Below are 17213 nucleotides of genomic sequence, written 5' to 3' on the forward strand. Positions count from 1 at the left end.
AATTTGCATATGCAATTAGATAGCATATCCGGAGTGAAAGCATAGCGGGAGGGCGAGGGGTGACGAAGGCAGCGGATGAAACGCTGGTCTGCGACAGGCTTTGGACGCATGCGCGACTGGCGACGATGGCGCCGGGTGCAAGCGCTCCCTACGGTGCGATCGAGGACAGCGCGATCGCCGCCCGCGACGGGCGCATTGTCTATGCCGGGCCGCGCAGCGAGGCTCCCGCCTTCCAGGCCGGCGAAACGATCGATTGCCAGGGCCGCTGGATCACCCCCGGCCTGATCGATTGCCACACCCATCTCGTCTATGGCGGCGACCGGGCGCATGAGTTCGAGCTGAGATTGCAGGGTGCGACCTATGAGGAGATCGCGCGCGCCGGCGGCGGCATCCTCTCCACCGTCAAGGCGACGCGCGAGGCGAGCGAGGATGCGCTCTTCGCCTCGGCCGACCGGCGCCTCGCCGCACTGATGGCTGAGGGCGTCACTACCGTCGAAATCAAATCCGGCTATGGTCTTGAGCAGCAGGCGGAGCTGAAGCAGCTGCACGTCGCGCGCCGGATCGGCCGCGAGCGGCCGGTGACGGTTCGCACCACCTTCCTCGGCGCCCATGCCGTGCCGCCGGAGTACAAGGGCCGCTCAGGAGATTACACCGCGCTCGTCGCCGGGCCGATTCTCGATGCCGTTGCAGCCGAAGGGCTCGCCGATGCGGTCGACGTCTTCTGCGAAGGCATCGCCTTCTCGCCGGAGGAGACGAAGGCCGTCTTCAGCGCCGCCAAGGCCAAGGGCCTCGCGATCAAGGTCCATGCCGAGCAGCTCTCCAATCTCTACGGCGCCAAGCTCGCGGCCGAGATGGGAGCGCTCTCCGCTGATCATCTCGAATATCTCGACGAGGCCGGCGTGATTGCCATGGCCAAGGCCGGGACGGTCGCGGTCGTGCTGCCCGGCGCCTTCTATTTCCTGCGCGAAACGCAGAAGCCGCCCATCGAACTGATGCGCAAGCACGGCGTCGCGATTGCGCTGGCGACTGACGCCAATCCCGGCTCCTCGCCGCTGACCTCGCCGCTGCTGGTGCTCAACATGGCCTGCACGCTCTTCCGCATGACGCCCGAGGAGGCGCTGGCCGGTCTCACCCGCCATGCCGCCACGGCGCTCGGCCTCCAGAACGAGGTCGGCACGTTGGAAACGGGCAAGCGCTGCGACCTCGCGATCTGGGACATCGAACGCCCGGCCGAACTCGCCTACCGCATCGGCTTCAACCCGCTTCACACCCGCATCTGGAACGGACAATGACCACGGTTTCGCTAAACCCGGGCGCAGCCCATCTCACCGATTGGCGCACCATCCTCGACGGCGCCACGGCCGGCCTCGCCGGCGACAGCGCCACCTCCATCGCCTCCGGGCAGAAGATCGTCGAGGAGATCGTCGCCGCCGGCACGGTGACCTATGGCGTCAACACCGGCTTCGGCAAGCTCGCGAGCGTGCGCATCGCCGATGCCGATCTCGCCACGCTGCAGCGCAACCTCATCCTGTCGCATGCAGTCGGCACCGGCCCTGCCCTGCCCGACGGCGTGGTGCGCCTGCTGCTCGCGATGAAGGCGGCAAGCCTGGCGCGCGGCGCCTCCGGCGTGCGGCCGGTGGTGATCGAGGCGCTCACCGGCGCGCTCAGGGCCGATGCCCTGCCGGTCATCCCCGCCAAGGGCTCGGTCGGTGCCTCCGGCGACCTCGCGCCGCTCGCCCATATGACCGCCGCGCTGATGGGTGTCGGCGAGATCCGCCTGAAGGGCGAGACCCTGCCGGCAGCGGAGGCGCTGAGGCGCATCGGCCAGGCCCCGCTCGCGCTCGGCGCCAAGGAAGGGCTCGCGCTGATCAACGGCACGCAGGTCTCGACCACGCTAGCCCTGACAGGGCTCGCCGCGATCGCCCGCGTGTTCGACGCGGCGCTGGTCGCCGGCGCGCTTTCGGTCGATGCGCTCAAGGGCTCCGACACGCCCTTCGATCCGCGCATCCAGAACCTCCGGGGCCAGCCCGGCCAGATCAAGGTCGCCAAGACCCTGCTCGACCTGATCGCCGGCAGCGCGATCCGCGAGAGCCACCGCCATGGCGACAGCAAGGTGCAGGACCCCTACTCCCTGCGCTGCCAGCCGCAGGTGATGGGCGCGGTGCGCGACCTGATCGGCAACGCCGCCGCCACGCTCGGCATCGAGGCCAATGCGGTCACCGACAATCCACTGGTGCTCGGGCCGGGCGAGATCGTCTCGGGCGGCAATTTCCACGCCGAGCCCGTTGCCTTCGCCGCCGACATGCTGGCGATCGGCGTCTGCGAGATCGGCAACCTCTCCGAGCGGCGCATGGCGCTGCTGGTCGACCCCGTGATGAGCGGTCTGCCGCCCTTCCTCGCCCGTGACGCCGGCCTGAATTCCGGCTTCATGATCGCGCAGGTCACGGCGGCGGCGCTCGCCTCCGAGAACAAACAGAAGGCTTACCCTGCTTCTGTCGACACCATACCCACTTCAGCCAACCAGGAAGACCATGTCTCGATGGCGACGCATGGCGCCTTCCGCCTCATCGACATGGCGAAGAACGCCGCGAGCGTCATCGGTGTCGAGCTGATGGCGGCGGCGGAGGCGATCGAGCATCACCGCCCGCTCAAGACCAGCGCGCGGCTGGAGCCGGTCCTCGCCCTGCTGCGCAGCAAGATCGCGCCGCTGACCGAGGACCGCTACCTCGCCCCCGATCTCGCGGCGGCCACCGAGTTCGTGCTGTCCGGCGCCGTCGGCCGGGCCGCCGGCCTCGACAGCTTCGCGGAGTGCCGCGCATGAGCGCCGACATCATTTCGGTCACGCGGGGCTCCTCCCCGCTCATCCTCTCGATGCCGCATCCCGGCACGGCGCTGCCGCCGGAGGTCGCGGCAGCGCTGAACGAGCGCGGCCGGCTGGTCGAGGATACCGACTGGCATATGCGCCGGCTTTACGATTTCGCCGCGCATTTCCAGCCCACCATCGTCGAGGCGCAGCTCTCGCGCTTCGTCATCGATCTCAACCGCGACCCGGCCGGCGCCTCGCTCTATCCGGGCCAGGAGACGACCGACCTCGTGCCGACCACGACCTTCGACGGCGCGCCGATCTGGCAGATGGCGCCCGACGCGGCGGAGATCGAGCGGCGCAAGGCAGCCTATTTCCAGCCCTATCACCAGGCGCTCACCGCCGAGATCGCGCGGGTGCAGGCCGAACACGGCTATTGCGTGCTCTGGGACTGTCACTCGATCAAGTCGGTGATCCCGCGGCTGTTTGAAGGCACGCTGCCGACGCTCAACCTCGGCACGAACTCCGGCGAAAGCTGCGCGCCGAGCGTCGAAGGCGCGGCCATCGCCGCCATGGCCAGCCAGCCCTTCACGCAAGTTCTCAATGGCCGCTTCAAGGGCGGCTGGATCACGCGCCATTACGGGCGCCCCTTCGAGCGCGTGCATGCGCTCCAGATGGAAATCGCGCTCTCCGCCTATCTCGGCGAAGAGGCCGCGCCCTGGACCTTCGACGAGGCGAAGGCCGCCCCGCTCCAAACCGCCTTGTCAGCCATCATCGCCGCAGCCCTCGACGCGGCCAGGACTCTCGAACGGAGCCGTTCATGACCCGCCTCGACAACACCCGCACCATCCGCGCCGCGACCGGCACCGAGCTCACCGCCAAGAGCTGGCTGACCGAAGCGCCGCTGCGCATGCTGATGAACAATCTCGACCCGAACGTCGCCGAGAACCCGCATGAGCTTGTCGTCTATGGCGGCATCGGCCGGGCCGCCCGCTCCTGGGAGGATTTCGATCGCATCGTCGCAGCGCTGCGCCAGCTCGAGGCGGACGAGACGCTGCTCGTCCAGTCCGGCAAGCCGGTCGGCGTGTTCCGCACGCACAAGGATGCGCCGCGCGTGCTGATCGCCAATTCCAACCTCGTGCCGCACTGGGCGAACTGGGACCATTTCAACGAGCTCGATAAGAAGGGGCTCGCGATGTACGGCCAGATGACGGCCGGTTCCTGGATCTATATCGGCACCCAGGGCATCGTGCAGGGCACCTACGAGACCTTCGTCGAGGCCGGGCGCCAGCATTACGGCGGCAACCTCAAGGGCAAATGGGTCCTGACCGGCGGCCTCGGCGGCATGGGCGGCGCGCAGCCGCTGGCGGCGGTGATGGCCGGCGCCTCCTGCCTCGCGGTCGAGTGCAATCCCGACTCGATCGATTTCCGCCTGCGCACCCGCTATCTCGACGAGAAGGCCGAAACGCTGGACGAGGCGATGGAGATGATCGCCCGCTGGACCAAGGCCGGCGAGGCGAAGTCGGTCGGCCTGCTCGGCAACTGCGCCGAGATCCTGCCCGAGATGGTCCGCCGCGGCATCCGCCCCGACATGGTCACCGACCAGACCTCGGCCCATGACCCGGTCAACGGCTACCTGCCGAAGGGCTGGACCATGGGCGAGTGGAAGCAACGCCGCGAGGGCGATCCGAAGGCGGTCGAGAAGGCGGCCCGCGCCTCGATGCGCGAGCATGTCGAGGCGATGATCGCCTTCCAGGAGATGGGCATTCCCACCTTCGACTACGGCAACAACATCCGCCAGATGGCCAAGGAAGAGGGGCTGGAGAACGCCTTCGCCTTCCCCGGCTTCGTGCCGGCCTATATCCGCCCGCTGTTCTGCCGCGGCATCGGCCCCTTCCGCTGGGCGGCGCTGTCCGGCGATCCGGAGGACATCTACAAGACCGACGCCAAGGTGAAGGAGCTGCTGCCCGACAACAAGCACCTGCACAACTGGCTCGACATGGCGCGCGGGCGCATCTCGTTCCAGGGCCTGCCGGCGCGCATCTGCTGGGTCGGTCTCGGCGATCGCCACCGCCTCGGCCTCGCCTTCAACGAGATGGTCAAGAACGGCGAGCTCAAGGCGCCCGTCGTGATCGGCCGCGACCATCTCGACTCCGGCTCGGTCGCCTCGCCGAACCGCGAGACCGAGGCGATGAAGGACGGCTCGGACGCGGTTTCCGATTGGCCGCTGCTCAACGCCCTGCTCAACACGGCCTCGGGCGCGACCTGGGTCTCGCTGCATCATGGCGGCGGTGTCGGCATGGGCTTCTCGCAGCATTCGGGCGTGGTCATCTGTGCCGATGGCACGGACGACGCGGCGGCGCGCCTCTTGCGCGTGCTCTGGAACGACCCGGCCACCGGCGTGATGCGCCATGCCGATGCCGGCTACGACATCGCGCTGGACTGCGCCCGCGAGAAGGGGCTCAACCTGCCGGGGATTCTGGGCTGAGCCAGACTTCCGCTCTACAGCGTCATCCCGGGCGACCGAAGGGAGACCCGGGATCCATGCCGGAACGGTTCAGGCATGGATCCCGGATCTGCGCCGCTGACGCGGCTTGTCCGGGATGACCCGCGTCTTCTAGTCGAGGGACAGAGCACATGCGCATCATCCGCGCCGCCGAATGCAAGGTCATGCCGTGGAAGAACGGCGGCGGCACCACGACCGAGATCGCGGTGTTTCCCGAGGGAGCTCCCCTCAGCCATTTCGACTGGCGTATCTCGATGGCCCATGTCGGGCAGGACGGGCCGTTCTCGTCCTTCCCCGGCATCGACCGGACCCTGTCGGTGCTGAGCGGCAACGGCATCCGCCTCGCCTTCGGCGACGGCGAGACGGTATCGCTCGACCGGGCGTCGGCGCCCTTCTTCTTCGCCGCCGACCGGACCGTGGACGGCATGCTGGTCGAGGGGCCGATCGACGATCTCAACGTGATGAGCCGGCGAGGCACCTGGAGCCACAGCGTCGAGCGCCTGTCCGGCGACAGGCCGCACGAGATCGTGGCCGAGCGCGGGCTGCTGGTTCTCGTGGCGCGCCATGGAAACTGGCAGGTGAACGGCACGACGCTGGCCGCCGGGGACAGCGCGATCCTGCCGGTACCCACCACCGCCGGGTTGCGGGCTGAGCTCGGCGGCGAACTCTTCGCGATCCGGTTGGCGCCTGCGGAATAAGCCACCTGACGCAGCGTTCCGAGACATGCGCGACAGCCCCCTCTCCCCTTGCGGGAGAGGGTTGGGGTGAGGGGTCGCGCCGCCCTCGCCGTTTTGCGCTTGCAGGGCGCCGACCTCGGAAATGTCGCGAGACCCCTCATCCGGCGCGGCGCTGCGCGCCGCGCCACCTTCTCCCGCAAGGGGAGAAGGAAAGCACGGCACGACCTACGCCGCCTGCCGCGGCTGCGGGCCGACATAGATCGATTGCGGCCGGATCAGCCGGCCGCCGGCGATCTGCTCCTTGGCATGGGCGAGCCAGCCCGTGGTGCGGCCAAGTGCGAAGACGCAGGTGAAGGAATCCGGCGTGAAGCCCAGCGCCTCCAGCAAGAGCGCCGTGTAGAACTCGACATTGGTTTCCAGCGTGCGATTCGGCTTGCGCTCGCGCAGGATGGCGAGCGCCGCCTGCTCCACCGCCTCGGCCAATGCGAGACGCCCGCTATCGGCGCCGAGCCGGCGGATCGCGCCCTTCAGCGCATCGGCGCGCGGGTCGCGCACGCGGTAGATGCGGTGGCCGAAGCCCATCAACCTGTCGCCGCGGTCGAGCGCAGATTCCAGCCAGGCGCGAGCATTCGCCGGCGCGCCGATCGCATCGAGCATCTCGATGACCGGGCCGGGCGCGCCACCATGGAGTGGCCCCTTCAGCGCGCTGATGCCGGCGAGCACGGCCGAGACCAGCCCGGCGCGGGTCGAGGCGACGACGCGGGCTGCGAAGGTCGAAGCGTTGAGGCCGTGATCGGCAACCGTGACGAGATAGGTGTCGAGCGCAGCTGCCTGCTGCTTGGTCGGCGCCTTGCCGTGCAGCATGTGCAGCGTGTCGGCCGCCTGCGACAGCGACGGATCGGGCGCGACCGGCGCGAGCCCTTGCCGCAAACGCAAGGAGGCGGCAGTGAAGACCGCAGGCGCCGCCAGTAGCCGCAGGATCGTGCCGGCATCCTCACCGTCGCGAACAAGCGCGGTCATCGCCCTGATCATCTCGACCGGCCCGAGTGTCACGGGCACGACCGCCTTCGCGACGACCGTCTCGAACAACTGCTTTCGTGCCGCGCCCAGCGCCGCCGGGAGATCCTTCGTGGCGGGCAGGTCCGGCACGAAGCCGTCCAGCATCAGCGCAGCCATCTCCTCGAAGGAGGTGTGCCCCGCCAGCTCATCGAGGCTGTGGCCGCGCATCACCAGCCGGCCGGCCGCGCCATCGACTTCCGAGAGGACGGTATGGGCGGCAACGACATCTTCAAGGCCATCGGACATGGCGGTTCTCCTCAACATCTGAGGCCTTGAAGATTGATAGCCTCGCCGCTAGAATCAATCTTGAACAATATAATCAATGTATTTTCCGATGACCGACTGGCTGACGGCGCAACAGGTGATGCAGCGGCTCGGGCTGAAGCCGCAGACGCTCTATGCCTATGTCAGCCGCGGGCTGATCGAGGCACGCGGCGATGCGGGCGACTCGCGCCGCCGGCTCTACCGGGCCGAGGATGTGGCGCGGCTGGAGCATCGCAAGGCGCGGGGGCGCAAGCCCGCCACGATCGCGGAGGACGCGATTGCCTTCGGCGAGCCGATCCTCGCCTCGGGCATCGCCACGATCCAGCGCGGCAAGCTCTGGTATCGCGGGCAGGATGCCGAGACGCTGGCCGAGACGGCGAAGCTGGAGGATGTGGCACGGCTGCTCTGGGATTGCGGCTCGCAGCGCTTTCCGCCGCTGTTCACGATCGTGCCGGAGGCGCCGGCCCGGCAGCGGATGTTCGCGGTGATCGCCGCGCGCGCCGCCAGCGACCCGGCCATGGCGGGGCGTACGAAGAAGGCGCTCTATCTCGAGGCGGCATCCGTCATCGACGCGTTGGTCGATGCCATCGCCGGGCGGCCGGGCCAAGGCCCGATCCATCACCGCCTGGCCCTCTCCTGGGGCTGCGATGCGCGCGGCGCCGACCTGATCCGCCGTGCGCTTGTCCTGCTCGCCGACCATGAACTCAACGCCTCGACCTTCGCGGTGCGGGTCGCGGCCTCGACGCGCGCCTCGCTCGCGGCCTGTGTCCTGGCTGGGCTCGCCACGCTGTCCGGGCCACTGCATGGCGGCATGACGCCGCGCGTGCTCGGGCTGATGCGGGAAATCGCCGAGGATGGGGCGGAGGCGGCCATAGCTGCCCGCCTCGCAACGGGCATGCCCCTGCCCGGCTTCGGCCATCCGCTCTACCCGGACGGCGATGCACGGGCGCGTGGCTTGCTCATGGTGTTCACCCTGCCGCCAGCCTATGAGGAGGCTCGCCGAGCCGTCACCGCGCTGACCGGCGAGGAACCGAACATCGACTTCGTGCTGACAGCGATCGCCGCCGAGCTGGGGCTCGCCTCGGATGTCCCTTTTCAGATCTTCGCCGCTGCGCGCTGCGCGGGCTGGATCGCCCACGCGCTGGAGCAAAGCGAGACGGGGCGGCTGATCCGGCCCCGTGCCCGCTATGTCGGCCCGGAACCGGCCTAGGCCGTCTCGGCAACCTTCGTCGCAGCCGGCCTTGTCCCGAGCGTATCCTCGCGCTCCTTGATATAACCGCGCGTGATCGGCAGGCCGTCGAGCTTCTTGGCCAGCTGGAACTGGAACACCACCAGATCGTCGTGCCGGAAGCTCGCCTCGGAAGCGGCGAGGTAGAACTCCCACATCCGGGCGAAGCGCTCGTCATACATCGCCACCGCCTCGTCGCGCCGGGCGAGGAAGTTCTCGCGCCAGGCCTTCAGCGTCTCGGCATAGTGGATGCGCAGCACCTCGACATCGGTGATGACGAGCTCTTCCTGCTCGATCGCGGCCGCCACCTCCGACATGGCGGGGATATAACCGCCGGGGAAGATGTACTTGGCGATGAAGGGGTTGGTCGCGCCCGGCGGCGTCGAGCGGCCGATGGTGTGGATCAGCGCCACGCCATCATCGTTGAGCAACTCGCGGATCTTGCGGAAGTAATCGCGATAGAAGCCGACGCCAACATGCTCGAACATGCCGACAGAGACGATGCGGTCGAAGGGCTCGGTCAGGTGGCGATAATCCTGCAGCCGGAATTCGACCGGCAGCCCGGTTTCCGCGCCGCGCTGCCTGGCGATGGCGAGTTGCTCCTCGGAGAGCGTGATTCCGGTAACAGAAGCACCCGTCTCGCCGGCGATCGACAGCGCCATGCCGCCCCAGCCGCAGCCGATATCGAGCACGCGCTGGCCCGGCTGCAGATCGAGCTTGCCCATGATGTGGCGCTTCTTGGCGAGCTGCGCTTCGGCGAGCGTCATGTGCGGCTGCGCGAAATAAGCGCAGGAGTACTGCATGTCCTCGTCGAGGAAGAGCCGGAAGAAATCGCTCTTCAGGTCGTAATGATGTGCAACATTGCGCTTCGCCAGTGCTGGTGTGTTGTGCTGCTGGAAGCGGCGCACAGCCGTGCGCAGCCCCTCCAGCGTCTTGCCCCAGCCCTTCGGGCGCGCCTTGTGGACGGCGGCGACCAGCGCGTCGAGCAGATCATAGAGCGAGCCCTGCTCGACCACGACGCGCCCGTCCATCACCGCCTCGCCTAAGGCGAGCTCGGGATTGAGCGCGAGTTTCAGTTCCGTCGGCGCATCCACGATCCGCATGCGCAAACGCGGCACGGCGCCATGTCCGATGGATTGAAGCGTGCCATCGGGAAAAACGACATCGATACGTGGCTCGACCGCGAGCCGTGACAACATCCTGGCAATCAGCGAACGCATTGGCCCCACCTTCGGCAGCGCCCCTTTCGCTCAAAGATGGCAAGTCCGATCGTTGTCGTAACCGCCCCTCGGCGCAAGGCAGACACTCGCCTGCGACATGACAACGCAGGCAGGGCTATTTTGTTCTGCGCCGGTGTCATTGCGAGCGAAGCGAAGCAATCCATGGGGACGTAGCGCTCTGCCGCCCTGGATTGCTTCGTCGCTGCGCTCCTCGCAATGACGGCGTGGGCTAGCGAAGCATACCCATCGTCCGTGGCAGCCAGAGCGTCAGCTCCGGGATGAAGGTGATCGCGAACAGCGCCGCGAAGAGCGGCACGAGCCAGGGCAGGATCGCCATCGTGGTCTGCTCGACCGAGAGCTTGGCGACCCGCGAGAGCACGAAAAGCACCATGCCGAGCGGTGGGTGCAGCAGCCCGATCATCAGGTTCAGCGTCATGATCAGCCCGAAATGAATCGGGTCGACGCCGAGCTTGAGCGCGATCGGCAGCAGGATCGGCACGACGATGGTGATCGCCGCGATGGTGTCGAGGAAGCAGCCGATGAAGAGCAGCAGCAGATTCACCAGGATCAGGAAGACCCATTTGTTCTGGGTCAACCCGAGGATGGCATCGGAGAGGATCTGCGCGGTGTTCGAGACCGTCAGCAGCCAGGCGAAGATCGAGGCCGCCGTCACGATGAAGAGCACCGAGGCTGTCGTCTCGATCGTGTCGAAGGTCGCCTTGGCGAGCGAGCGCATCGTCATCGAGCGGTAGCGCACCAGGCCCAGGAACAGCGACCAGATCACCGCGGCGGCCGCCGCCTCGGTCGGCGTGAACCAGCCCATGGTCATGCCGCCGATCAGGATGACCGGCGTCATCAGCGCCATCACCGCCGAGAAGTCGAAATAGTAGTCGAGCGCGAGCAGGGCCGCGAGCGCGAGCCCGATCGCGACGTTTTCGGAAAGCCCGGCCCAGACCAGGAGATAGGCCAGGACCGGGAAGCCCATCACGACGAGGACTTCGAGGCCAGCGGTCCCGATCTGCTTCAGCGAGAAGGGCGAATCCGAGCCCCAGTTGCGCAACCGGGCGAAGATCGTGACCGTCGCCATCATGAACAGCGTCATCACCACGCCCGGGATCACGCCGCCGAGAAAGAGCGCGCCGATCGAGGTGTTGGCCATCATGCCGTAGATCACGAAAGGCAGCGACGGCGGGATGATCGGCCCCAGCGTCGCGGAAGCGGCCGTGACGCCAACGGAGACGTCGGTCGGGTAGCCGTGATCCTTCATCGCCTTGATCTCGATCGTGCCGATGCCGGCCGCATCGGCGATCGCGGTGCCGGACATGCCGGAGAAGATCACCGAGCCGATGATGTTCACCTGGGCGAGGCCGCCGCGCATCCAACCGACCAGCGCGACGGCGAAGGAATAAATGCGGCCGGTCACGCCGGCGATGTTCATCAGGTTGCCGGCGAGGATGAAGAACGGCACCGCCAGCAGCGGGAAGCTCTCGACGCCGGCGATCATGCGCTGCGCCATGATGACGTCAGGCACGGTACCCGTCGCGAGGATGTAGGTCAGCGAGGCGACGGCCATCGAGATGGCGACCGGCACGCCGAATATCATCAGAGCGAGGAAGGTTCCGACAAGGATCAGCATCGATCAGCCCTCCGATCCGTCGAAAGCGGCGGGGTTCTCGAGGACGGAGTAGCCGCGGCGCCAGTTCTGCCAGGCGACCTGGATCGCACGCAGCGTCATCAGCGCGAAGGCGGCCAGCACGGCGTAGAAGACGATCGATTTCGGCAGGTCGACCGTGGTCATCATCTCATCGGGGATGAGCGAGGCGTATTTCCAGACGAGCCAGGTCGCATAGCCGAGGAAGCCGATGCGCACCGCGTCCACTGCCGTGGCCAGGCCCCGGCCGGCCGGCTTCGGCAGGTAGCGGTAGAGGAAATCGACCTGGATGTGGCGCGAGGCGCGCACGCAGAGCGACGCGCCGAGGAAGACGACGACGATCAGGGCGTAGATCGCGATCTCTTCGGTCCAGGCCAGGCTGTTGTTGAGAACGTAGCGGGTGAAGAACTGCGCGACGACGCAGGCGACCATCAGCCAGAAGACGGCGAGCGTGATCCAATCCTCCAGTCCGTAGCCGGAAAGATCGGCAGCTGGAGGCGCTTCATCGAAGACATGAGCGATCTCTTCGCTCGTCACCGGGGTATGGATTTCCGGCTGGCTGGCGCTCGTCACGGGGAACCTCTCGACAGGGTCAGGCGCGTCGGATCGACAATCGGGATGAAACAGCCCGGCAGTCGCCTGCCGGGCCGCGGAGGCATGCGATAGCGGTTACTTGATCGCCTGGATGCGGTCCCAATCCGCCTTGCGGTAGCCGAACTGCTCGAAGGTGACGTTCTTCTGGACGTTGGCGAGGAATTCGGCCTTGTCGACTTCCGTCACGGTCAGGCCCTTGTCCTTGAACAGTTGGACGAGCTTGACCTCGTCGGCCTGGATCTTCTTGGTCGTGCGCTCGGCTGCCTCCTGGGCAACGTCGGTGAAGATCTTGCGATCCTCCGGCGAGAGCTTGTCCCAGAGCTGCTTGGCGACAACCGTGTTGAGGTGGTCGACGATATGGCCGGTCAGGACGATGTGCTTCTGCACCTCGTAGAACTTCTTGGCCTCGATGGTCGTGAGCGGGTTCTCCTGCGCCTCGACCGTGCCGTTCTGGAGGGCGAGGTAGACCTCGGCGAAGGCGATCGGCGCAGTATTGGCGCCGCAGGCGCGCGGCATGGCGAGATAGGCCGGCACGTCGGGTACGCGGATTTTCAGGCCCTTCATATCGGCGCAGGCCTTGACCGGCTTGTTCGAGGTGGTGTGGCGCGTGCCGTAATAGCTCACCGCGACGATCTGGTGGCCGCTCTTCTCCTGGTAGCCCTTCGTCATCTCCTTGAAGACGTCGCTCTTGGTATAGGCCAGGAGGTGCTCCGGATTGCGGAAGGTGAAGGGGTAGTAGGTCACGCCGATCGGCGGATAGGCGCGCGCGGCGAAGCTCGATCCCGAAATGATGATGTCGACGGTGCCGAGCGTCAGCCCCTGGTTGATGTCGGTCTCCTTGCCGAGCTGCGAGGCCGGATAGACCGTGATCTCGTACTTGCCGTTGGTGCGCTTCTTGAACTCCTCGGCGGCCCAGACGGATTCGGTATGGAACGGCTCCGAGGTCTCGTAGACATGGGCCCATTTCAGCTTGGTCTGCGCCTGCGCGGGCGCACCGAGCAGGCTCAGGCCGGCGGCGAGCGCGGCCAGGGTGAGGCTGGTCTTCATGCGATGTCTCCCTGTTTGCGTTTCGATCCCGTCATGCGCCCATTCTTCTGGTTCGGGCCGACCTTGGCGCCGGCCGGCCCGTTGCCCTTTCCTGCATCGCCAAAGCTCTGCGAAAAGCGTTCCTGTGATTTCTGCAGATGCCGGCGCATCGCCTCGCGGGCGCCGGGCCCGTCGCCCCGCGCCAGCGCATCGCGGATCGCCCGATGTTCGGCGACCGCGCGGCGCCAGGACTCGGAGTTCTCGAAATAACGCGCAAGCTGCCGGAAATAAGGGCTGATGCGCTGATCGAAGAGATCGCCGACGCAGCGGATCAGCGCGCCGTTGCGCAGGATGCCCGCGAGCGCGACATGGAAAGAGCGATCGAGCGCGACGAGTTCGTCGCTGCCCAATCCTTGAACGGCCATCTGCTCCAGAACCATGTCGAGGGCCGCAATATCCGCTGGCTCGACGAGCGCGACCGCTTCAGAGCAGATCGCGCTTTCGATCAATTCGCGGGCCTTGAGGACTTCGAAGGGACCGTCAGGCTGGCGCCCCGCCCAAAGCCTGGCGATGGCCTGTGCCGGCGGGTCGACGACATAGACGCCCGAACCCATCCGGATGCGGACCCGGCCCTCGACCTCGAGCGCGATCAGGGCCTCGCGGACGGAGGGGCGGGATACGCCGAGCTTTTCGGCGAGCTCCCGCTCGGACGGCAGGCGGCTGCCGACCGGAAACTCGCCGCTCTCGATGAGATGGCGAAGCTGGTCGGCAATCTGGCGGTACAGACGTGACGTCTCGACAGCCTCGAGCGGCACAGACGGCTCCCCGGTTCCCTCTCCATGCTCCCGGTTCTTGCCGGGGATATTTTGGCCATGTGGTCAGGCCAATTCAGGCGAGGGAAACAAAGGTGCGACAATCTGTCAACCGGCTCAGTGATCGGCGGCGATGACCTCGGCCCGGATTTCCTCGACCAGCCGCTCCTTCAATGTGACGAATTCCGGCGTCGTCTTGATGGTGTAGGGTCGCGGATGCGGCAGATCGACCGGAATATCGGCCTTGATCCGCCCCGGGCGCGCGCTCATCACCACCACGCGGGAGCCGACGAAAATCGCCTCCTCGATGTCGTGGGTGACGAAGAGCACGGTCTTCTGCTCGCGCTCCCAGATGCCGAGCAGCATTTCCTGCATCAGCGCGCGAGTCTGGTTGTCGAGCGCGCCGAAGGGTTCGTCGAGCAGCAGGATCTTCGGGTCGTTGGCGAGCGCGCGTGCGATCGCGGTGCGCTGCTGCATGCCGCCCGAGAGTTGCTTGGGGAAATGATCGACGAAGCTGCCGAGCCCGACGCGCACCGCCCAGTCGCGGGCAATCCTCAGCCGTTCGGCCTCAGGCACGCCCTTCTCGCGCAGGCCGAAGGCGATGTTCTGCTGCACCGTCAGCCAGGGAAAGAGCGTGTAGCTCTGGAAGACGAAGCCGCGATCGGCGCCCGGCCCGGAGACCGGCGCACCGTCGAGCAGGATGCGCCCCTCGCTCGCCGTCTCCAGCCCGCCGATGATGCGCAGCAAGGTCGACTTGCCGCAGCCGGAGGGGCCGAGAATGGTGATGAAGTCGTTGTCGGCGACATTGAGCGAGGTCGGCATCAAGGCGCGCGTCGGCTCAGCCCCGCGCTGGCCTGCGAAGACCTTGCCGACATTCTCGATGACAAGCTTGCTCATGCGCGCGCCCATGGAAACAGGCGCTGGTTGACCGCCTTGAACAGGAAATCCGAGATCAGGCCGATGAGACCGATCACGATGATGCCGAAGATGATCTGCCCGGTGTTCAGCAACGCCTGGCTGTCGGTGATCATGTGGCCGATGCCGGAAGAGGAACCGATCAGCTCGGCGACGATGACATAGGTCCAGGCCCAGCCGAGGACGAGGCGGAATATCTCGGCGATCTCGGGCGCGGCATTCGGCAGCATGACGCGGCGCACCACGGAGCGGTCGGTGGCGCCCAGCGTATAGGCGGCGTCGACCAGATCGCGCCGGATCGAGCCGACCGAGACCGCGATCATCAGGATGAGCTGGAAGACCGCGCCGATGAAGATGACGAGCAGCTTCTGCGTCTCGCCGATGCCGGCCCAGAGGATCAGCAAGGGAATAAAGGCCGAAGCCGGCAGGTAGCGCGCGAAGGAGACGAAGGGCTCCAGGAACGCCTCGATCGGCTTGTAGGCACCCATCAGAATGCCAATCGGCAGGGCGACGATGACGGCGATGATGAAACCGCCAACCACGCGCCAGATCGTCATCATGATGTCGAAGCTGAAGCCGTAGCGCGTCATCAGGTTGTAGCCCTCGCCTACCATGGTCAGCGGGTCGGCTAGGAAGAGGCGCTGGACGTAGCCGCCGAAGGTCGCGACCGACCAGAGCGCGACGAAGAGCGCGAAGAAGGCCAGGCCATAGCCGATGCGGGCCGGGGCCGAGACGGGTTGCAAGGGTCTCATCGCGGTATCGTTCCGGTCACGGCCATGGCCAGTTGCTTCCAGGGTTCGATCGACCAGAAACCGGCTGCGGCGCCGGAGGTCGAGGGGAGGATGTAAATTTCGGCACCGGCCAGCGTCTCAGCCTGCCGCCCGTAGGCGAGCCGCCCTTCGCTCATCCCGAGGACGACCTGCGCCGCACGCTTGCCGTTGAAGGCAAGGATGCGCGGCGCGCTTGCAGCGATCCGCGCCTTGAAGCCGGCCACGTCGAAATGGCTGCCGCGTAGCGCGGAATCCGGACCGGAGCTGCGCTTGGCGACATCGGTCAGGCCGATGCCGTAGCGTGGCAGGTTCCGGAAATCCTCGGGCAGGAGTCTGCCCGGCACGAGCCCGGTCTGATGGAGCACCAGCCAGAACTTGTTGCCCGGGCCGGCGTAATAAGCTCCGCGCCGGGCCGAGGCGGCTCCGGCCTGCGTGCCGCAGAAGACGACGCGCAGGCCGGGCTCCAGAACATCCGGGAGGATGTCGCCGGTCACGCGTCGGCGTTCACTTGCCGGCGACGAACTTCGTCTCGACCAGCGAGGCGAGGTCGGGCTTGGCCTTGATCAGGCCGATCTCAAGCAGGAGATCTGCGGCCTTAGTCGAGAAGGCCTGCCAGTCGCCCGCAAAGAACGTCTTGTTGCCCTCGGCATCCGACCAGCGCAGGAACGCGGCCGACTTGCCGAATTGCTCGCCAGTCTGCTTCACATCCGCGCCCATGATCTCATAGGCCTTGGCCTGGTCCTTCTTGATGATCTCCAGCGCCTCGAAATAGCTCTGGGTCAGCGCGGCCGCGGCCTTGTCGTTGACGAGGAAAGCGGGCGTGCAGCCGAAGGTGTCCATCACCATCGGATAGTCGAGGGTGGTCGCGATGATCTTGCCGGCGTCCGGCTTGTCGCGGACGGTGGAGAGATAGGGCTCATAGGTCATGGCGGCGTCGTTCTGGCCGGCGATGAAGGCCTGCGCGGCCGGGCCGGGCTCCATATTGACGACCGTCACATCCTTCACGGACATGCCGTTTTCCTTGAGCATCCAGGCGAGCGCGAAATAGGGCGAGGTGCCGGGCGCCGAGGCCGCGACCGTCTTGCCCTTGAGGTCCTTGATCGAGCCGATGGCGTTGCGCACGGCCATGCCGTCGGCGCCGTAGCTCTTGTCGAGCTGGAAGATCTGCTTCGTCTTGATGCCGGCCGCATCCCAGACGATCCAGGTCTCGACCGTGGTCGCGGCGCACTGGATGTCGCCCGAGGCGATGGCGAGATGACGATCCTTCTGCGGGATCTTCTTGATCGTGACGTCGAGGCCGTTCTTGGCGAAGATGCCGGCCTCCTTGGCGAGCACCAGCGGCGCGAAGCCGGTCCAGCCGGAAATGCCGATATTGACCTTGGTCTGCGCCTGGGCGCCGCCCGCCGCCAGAAGCGCCGCGAGGCCGAAGCCGACGGTCGCGCCGATGCGCTTGAAAACTGCCATGATTGAAACCCTTCCCCTGCATTTTCGGCTGACGCGCCACTCAGACGCCTAGAGCGTCATTCTCGGCGAGATGCAACCTTCGTTCCAAAACAGGTTAAATGCATATGCAAATCCGTCAAGCGGTCGATCACCGTCGCTTGGGAAAGCGATGACATTCTCTTGTTTGACAGGGCGGGAGGAATTTTCTCCCCTTCGTCCGCCGGCGCAGGGGCGCCTTCTATCGA

At 66.7% G+C, this 17213-nt stretch carries 16 protein-coding genes; 6 read left to right on the forward strand and 10 right to left on the reverse strand.

The window, feature by feature from the left end; translation table 11 throughout:
• The first annotated feature begins 125 nt into the window (after positions 1-125).
• The 5 genes from hutI to FQV39_RS12835 all read left to right on the forward strand — a co-directional run bounded on the left by hutI (position 126) and on the right by FQV39_RS12835 (position 6007).
• Entirely contained in the window at positions 126-1292 is a 1167-nt protein-coding gene (hutI, locus tag FQV39_RS12815; protein WP_211201773.1) for an imidazolonepropionase, read from the forward strand.
• On the forward strand, positions 1289-2821 hold the full coding sequence (gene hutH / locus FQV39_RS12820; RefSeq protein WP_149130639.1) for a histidine ammonia-lyase: 1533 nt from the start codon (positions 1289-1291) through the stop codon (positions 2819-2821). The genes hutI and hutH overlap by 4 nt, the downstream gene beginning before the upstream one ends.
• Complete coding sequence (hutG, locus tag FQV39_RS12825) at positions 2818-3627, forward strand: N-formylglutamate deformylase (protein WP_149130640.1); 810 nt, start codon at positions 2818-2820, stop codon at positions 3625-3627. Before hutH ends, hutG begins: the two co-directional genes overlap by 4 nt.
• A complete protein-coding gene (gene hutU, locus FQV39_RS12830) occupies positions 3624-5291 on the forward strand; it encodes a urocanate hydratase (RefSeq protein WP_149130641.1) in 1668 nt (555 codons plus the stop codon). The genes hutG and hutU overlap by 4 nt, the downstream gene beginning before the upstream one ends.
• A 149-nt stretch (positions 5292-5440) precedes the next feature.
• Positions 5441-6007: a HutD/Ves family protein gene (locus FQV39_RS12835; protein WP_149130642.1), complete on the forward strand. Its 567-nt coding sequence runs from the start codon at positions 5441-5443 to the stop codon at positions 6005-6007.
• Positions 6008-6211: 204 nt separating this feature from the next.
• Here FQV39_RS12835 and FQV39_RS12840 read toward each other — a convergent pair whose 3' ends face one another.
• The gene (locus tag FQV39_RS12840; protein WP_149130643.1) at positions 6212-7291 is read right to left on the reverse strand and encodes a citrate synthase/methylcitrate synthase; all 1080 of its coding nucleotides are present in this window, start codon (positions 7289-7291) and stop codon (positions 6212-6214) included.
• 76 nt (positions 7292-7367) lie between these two features.
• On the opposite strand from FQV39_RS12840, the gene FQV39_RS12845 reads away from it, so the two are divergent.
• Entirely contained in the window at positions 7368-8519 is a 1152-nt protein-coding gene (locus FQV39_RS12845; RefSeq protein WP_248313350.1) for a citrate synthase family protein, read from the forward strand.
• Here FQV39_RS12845 and FQV39_RS12850 read toward each other — a convergent pair.
• The 9 genes from FQV39_RS12850 to FQV39_RS12890 all read right to left on the reverse strand — a co-directional run bounded on the left by FQV39_RS12850 (position 8516) and on the right by FQV39_RS12890 (position 16989).
• Positions 8516-9757, reverse strand: a complete 1242-nt coding sequence (locus FQV39_RS12850; RefSeq protein WP_149130644.1) for an SAM-dependent methyltransferase — start codon at positions 9755-9757, stop codon at positions 8516-8518. The genes FQV39_RS12845 and FQV39_RS12850 overlap by 4 nt on opposite strands.
• 229 nt (positions 9758-9986) lie before the next feature.
• Entirely contained in the window at positions 9987-11393 is a 1407-nt protein-coding gene (locus tag FQV39_RS12855; RefSeq protein WP_149130645.1) for a TRAP transporter large permease, read from the reverse strand.
• Between the two features lie 3 nt (positions 11394-11396).
• On the reverse strand, positions 11397-11981 hold the full coding sequence (locus FQV39_RS12860; protein WP_149130646.1) for a TRAP transporter small permease: 585 nt from the start codon (positions 11979-11981) through the stop codon (positions 11397-11399).
• A 96-nt stretch (positions 11982-12077) separates the two neighbouring features.
• Positions 12078-13049 (reverse strand): sialic acid TRAP transporter substrate-binding protein SiaP, encoded by a 972-nt coding sequence (locus FQV39_RS12865; RefSeq protein ID WP_149130647.1) that lies wholly within the window; start codon positions 13047-13049, stop codon positions 12078-12080.
• On the reverse strand, positions 13046-13843 hold the full coding sequence (locus FQV39_RS12870; protein WP_149130648.1) for a FadR/GntR family transcriptional regulator: 798 nt from the start codon (positions 13841-13843) through the stop codon (positions 13046-13048). Before FQV39_RS12870 ends, FQV39_RS12865 begins: the two co-directional genes overlap by 4 nt.
• Positions 13844-13957: 114 nt before the next feature.
• Complete coding sequence (locus tag FQV39_RS12875) at positions 13958-14737, reverse strand: ABC transporter ATP-binding protein (RefSeq protein ID WP_149130649.1); 780 nt, start codon at positions 14735-14737, stop codon at positions 13958-13960.
• Entirely contained in the window at positions 14734-15507 is a 774-nt protein-coding gene (locus FQV39_RS12880; protein WP_149130650.1) for an ABC transporter permease, read from the reverse strand. The genes FQV39_RS12875 and FQV39_RS12880 overlap by 4 nt, the downstream gene beginning before the upstream one ends.
• Complete coding sequence (locus FQV39_RS12885; RefSeq protein ID WP_149130651.1) at positions 15504-16019, reverse strand: mismatch-specific DNA-glycosylase; 516 nt, start codon at positions 16017-16019, stop codon at positions 15504-15506. The genes FQV39_RS12880 and FQV39_RS12885 overlap by 4 nt, the downstream gene beginning before the upstream one ends.
• A gap of 10 nt (positions 16020-16029) precedes the next feature.
• The gene (locus FQV39_RS12890; RefSeq protein ID WP_149130652.1) at positions 16030-16989 is read right to left on the reverse strand and encodes an ABC transporter substrate-binding protein; all 960 of its coding nucleotides are present in this window, start codon (positions 16987-16989) and stop codon (positions 16030-16032) included.
• Positions 16990-17213: the final 224 nt, after the last annotated feature.

It is taken from the genome of Bosea sp. F3-2, assembly GCF_008253865.1.
Lineage (GTDB): Bacteria > Pseudomonadota > Alphaproteobacteria > Rhizobiales > Beijerinckiaceae > Allobosea.

Excerpts from the sequence above, each read along its gene's own strand:
- FQV39_RS12865 (WP_149130647.1), bottom strand. The coding sequence starts at position 13,049 with ATGAAGACCAGCCTCACCCTGGCCGCGCTCGCCGCCGGCCTGAGCCTG.
- hutU (WP_149130641.1), top strand. The coding sequence starts at position 3,624 with ATGACCCGCCTCGACAACACCCGCACCATCCGCGCCGCGACCGGCACC.
- FQV39_RS12835 (WP_149130642.1), top strand. The coding sequence starts at position 5,441 with ATGCGCATCATCCGCGCCGCCGAATGCAAGGTCATGCCGTGGAAGAAC.
- hutI (WP_211201773.1), top strand. The coding sequence starts at position 126 with ATGGCGCCGGGTGCAAGCGCTCCCTACGGTGCGATCGAGGACAGCGCG.
- FQV39_RS12880 (WP_149130650.1), bottom strand. The coding sequence starts at position 15,507 with ATGAGACCCTTGCAACCCGTCTCGGCCCCGGCCCGCATCGGCTATGGC.
- hutH (WP_149130639.1), top strand. The coding sequence starts at position 1,289 with ATGACCACGGTTTCGCTAAACCCGGGCGCAGCCCATCTCACCGATTGG.
- FQV39_RS12875 (WP_149130649.1), bottom strand. The coding sequence starts at position 14,737 with ATGAGCAAGCTTGTCATCGAGAATGTCGGCAAGGTCTTCGCAGGCCAG.
- FQV39_RS12840 (WP_149130643.1), bottom strand. The coding sequence starts at position 7,291 with ATGTCCGATGGCCTTGAAGATGTCGTTGCCGCCCATACCGTCCTCTCG.
- FQV39_RS12890 (WP_149130652.1), bottom strand. The coding sequence starts at position 16,989 with ATGGCAGTTTTCAAGCGCATCGGCGCGACCGTCGGCTTCGGCCTCGCG.
- FQV39_RS12855 (WP_149130645.1), bottom strand. The coding sequence starts at position 11,393 with ATGCTGATCCTTGTCGGAACCTTCCTCGCTCTGATGATATTCGGCGTG.
- hutG (WP_149130640.1), top strand. The coding sequence starts at position 2,818 with ATGAGCGCCGACATCATTTCGGTCACGCGGGGCTCCTCCCCGCTCATC.
- FQV39_RS12850 (WP_149130644.1), bottom strand. The coding sequence starts at position 9,757 with ATGCGTTCGCTGATTGCCAGGATGTTGTCACGGCTCGCGGTCGAGCCA.
- FQV39_RS12845 (WP_248313350.1), top strand. The coding sequence starts at position 7,368 with ATGTATTTTCCGATGACCGACTGGCTGACGGCGCAACAGGTGATGCAG.